Origin of the sequence: Desulfallas thermosapovorans DSM 6562 (genome assembly GCF_008124625.1) — a bacterium.
Lineage (GTDB): Bacteria > Bacillota > Desulfotomaculia > Desulfotomaculales > Desulfallaceae > Sporotomaculum > Sporotomaculum thermosapovorans.
Map to the genome: position 1 here is coordinate 1 of NZ_VNHM01000039.1, position 2,879 is coordinate 2,879.

2 protein-coding genes and 1 pseudogene are annotated in these 2,879 nt (G+C 47.1%); all 3 read left to right on the top strand.

Going from position 1 to position 2,879, the window contains the following annotated elements; genetic code table 11:
- A pseudogene (locus LX24_RS14875) lies at positions 1-366 on the top strand (DUF6431 domain-containing protein); the annotation flags it as partial.
- A 186-nt stretch (positions 367-552) separates the two neighbouring features.
- The gene (locus LX24_RS14705; protein ID WP_166512878.1) at positions 553-1,932 is read left to right on the top strand and encodes a DDE-type integrase/transposase/recombinase; all 1,380 of its coding nucleotides are present in this window, start codon (positions 553-555) and stop codon (positions 1,930-1,932) included.
- Complete coding sequence (locus LX24_RS14710) at positions 1,932-2,732, top strand: ExeA family protein (RefSeq protein WP_166512879.1); 801 nt, start codon at positions 1,932-1,934, stop codon at positions 2,730-2,732. The genes LX24_RS14705 and LX24_RS14710 overlap by 1 nt, the downstream gene beginning before the upstream one ends.
- The last annotated feature ends 147 nt before the right edge of the window (positions 2,733-2,879 follow it).

The window sequence follows — 2,879 nt, forward strand, 5'->3', positions numbered from 1 at the left end:
ACCATTTCCTACCTGCCTTCCTTTTGTCTGCCATATTTTCAATACACCATTGAGACAATCCTTATGGCTTTGTGCTATATATTAGACTCCAATCATTCTCTCCGAGCCTGTTTAAAGCTTTTAAAGAACCTGGGATGGGCTCCGGCCCACTTGCAATTCTATTTGAAACGGTTTTTAAACAACCAAAACCGCATTAAAGTAGGCCTGCGCCAGCTTATCCCCGGTATCAGCCTGCCGCCGGACGAACAGGACAAAAGAAAAGGAGCCCAAAAAGTACTGCGCATTGTAACAACCGGATTTCCCCAAATCCAAACCTTTCAGGCAAGGTTTCACAAACAATGCGGGTACTCCTTCATGGCTCCTTAGCATATTATTTTAGCATATCCGTAGCCGCTTGTGCACCCTCGAAGTGCAAATGTCAATACCAACACAACTTTTGCCTGTGAGGCGGCGGGGTAAAATGTTATGATTACCGGAAACGGCGCCCAATAATGGCTTCAAGCGCTTGAGGCCTCCAAAATTTTCATGATTTTAGGAGGTCTTGATTTTGCCATGCTTGACGAAAAAGAGCGGGAAAAAATCGCCCTTAAAAAATTTTCGCTGATTGCACCGGTCTTGAACAATCAAACGGTAAATCAGAAAGAATACTTTAAAAAGCTGGCGGCCAAGCCGGTTGATATGCCACACTACGGCCCAAGGCGCTATACGGTAAAAACCTTTGAATGGTGGCTGTATCTTTACCGGCGACACGGCCTGGAGGGACTAAAGCCGGGTTACCGGTCGGACCGGGGTAAGAGCCGTCGTGTAACGGAAGAAATCGCGCTGAAGATACGGGAAAAAAAGGCCGCCAAGCCCAAACTCAGTGGTATTTTACTCTATGAAGAGCTGGTTAAAGACGGTGTATTTACACCGGACAAGCTTTCACAGGCTACTTTTTACCGCTTTTTAGCGCAGAATCAAGAACTGGTCAACAGTCAAGACACAGGCACGGAAGAAAAGGAAATGAAACGATTTGCGCACCAGAAGGTAAATCAGCTTTGGCAAACGGATATTCTTTATGGGCCCTACCTAAAGCTAGGCCGGGTCAAGAAACGCACTTACCTGATCGCCTATATTGATGATGCCAGCCGCCTCATTACCCATGCCCGGTTTAGCTGGGAACAAAATTTCGAGGCTATACGGGATATATTTAAGGATGCGATTTTAAAACGCGGTTTGCCCAAACTTCTATACACCGACAACGGCAAAGTGTACCGCTGTGGCCAGCTGGCTTTTATCTGCGCCAGCCTGGGCTGCAGTTTATTACATGCAGAACCTTTTTCCCCCAACCAAAAAGGGAAAATTGAACGCTTTTTTAGAACGGTACGTATGCGCTTTTTAAGCCTTATAGAGCCGGAAAAGATTAAGTCATTGGAAGAGTTGAACCTGCGTTTTTGGGAGTGGCTGGAGGATGATTACCAGCGCAAAATGCATAGCGCTTTGCAAATGAGTCCACTGGATTATTTCATGTCCCAGGCGGACGAGGTGCGTATGTTTCTCGACCCGGCCCTTTTAGATGAACTTTTTCTTTTGCGCGTTACACGTAAAGTCAACCATGATGCCACTTTATCTTTAGAGAGTGTGCTTTATGAAACTGACCAAAAGCTTGCCAATACCCGCCTGGAAGTGAGATACGAGCCCCGGTGGCTGAATAACCCGGCCCAGCCGGTCTTTCTGTACCGTGAAGGGGTTAAAGTGGGCGAAGCCCGGCAGGTCAATTTATCTGAAAATGCCAGTGCCAGGAGGAAAGGACCTGGCCGCCCGGCCACACGGGGTGAACCTGAAGACACACTCCCTGTGCAAACAAGAAAGCCCATCGCAGAACCGGTTGTCTCTTTTAGCTCTATCTTTGAAACCCAGCACGATAGTACCGGTAAAGCAGGTGATGTGTAATGTTTACCCAATTCTTCGGGTTAAAATTCAACCCCTTTAGCAAGGAGATTGGCTTTGACCAGCTGTTTACAGGCCAGGATCTTAAAGAGCTGGCATCCCGCCTGAAGTATTTGCAACAAGTACGGGGCATCGGCCTAGTTGCCGGGGAACCCGGCTGCGGTAAAACCACTGCCCTTAGGAAATACGTGCATGAACTTAACCCGGCGCATTTCAAGACCTGTTATTTTGCCCTGTCCACAGTAACTGTGCTCGAGTTTTACCAGGGCCTGGCTTTGGAGTTGGGCGAAGAGCCCAAGCATAAGAAGGTCGCTATTTTTCATCAAATCCAGGGGGCCATAAACAGTTTATATTACGAGCGCCATGTAACCCCGGTCATAGTACTGGATGAAATACACTTGGCGACTACTAAAATTTTAGAGGAACTGCGGCTGCTTTTTAATTTTAAAATGGACTCTCAAAACCCGTTTATTTTAATTTTGGCCGGGCAGCCGTTAATCAGGAATAAGCTGGCTTTGAATGTCAATAACCCGCTGCGGCAAAGGATTACCGTAAAATATTTTATGTACGGGCTTAAACGGGATGAAGTGGGGGATTATTGCTCCAGCCGGTTGAAAAATGCCGGGTTGCATGAGGATGTGCTTACCCCGGCGGCCTTGGAGGCAATTTACGGTATTACCAAGGGTTTACCCAGACTGGTTAACAACCTTGTTACTACCTGCCTGATAATCGCCAGTGGCAAGAAACAAAGGCTGGTTGATGAGGATATTGTTTACCAGGCTCAGCAGGAACTGGAAATTTAACTTGCGGGTGGTGTTTAATATGCCGGGAAAAAGCCTGGAAGATTATTTTGCCAGTACGGGATTTTATGATTTGCTACCGGTTGCAAAAAGCATAATGCGTGAATTGGGCTTTGGCCAGGAGGAAGCGCTGGAGGCAATTTGCAAGGT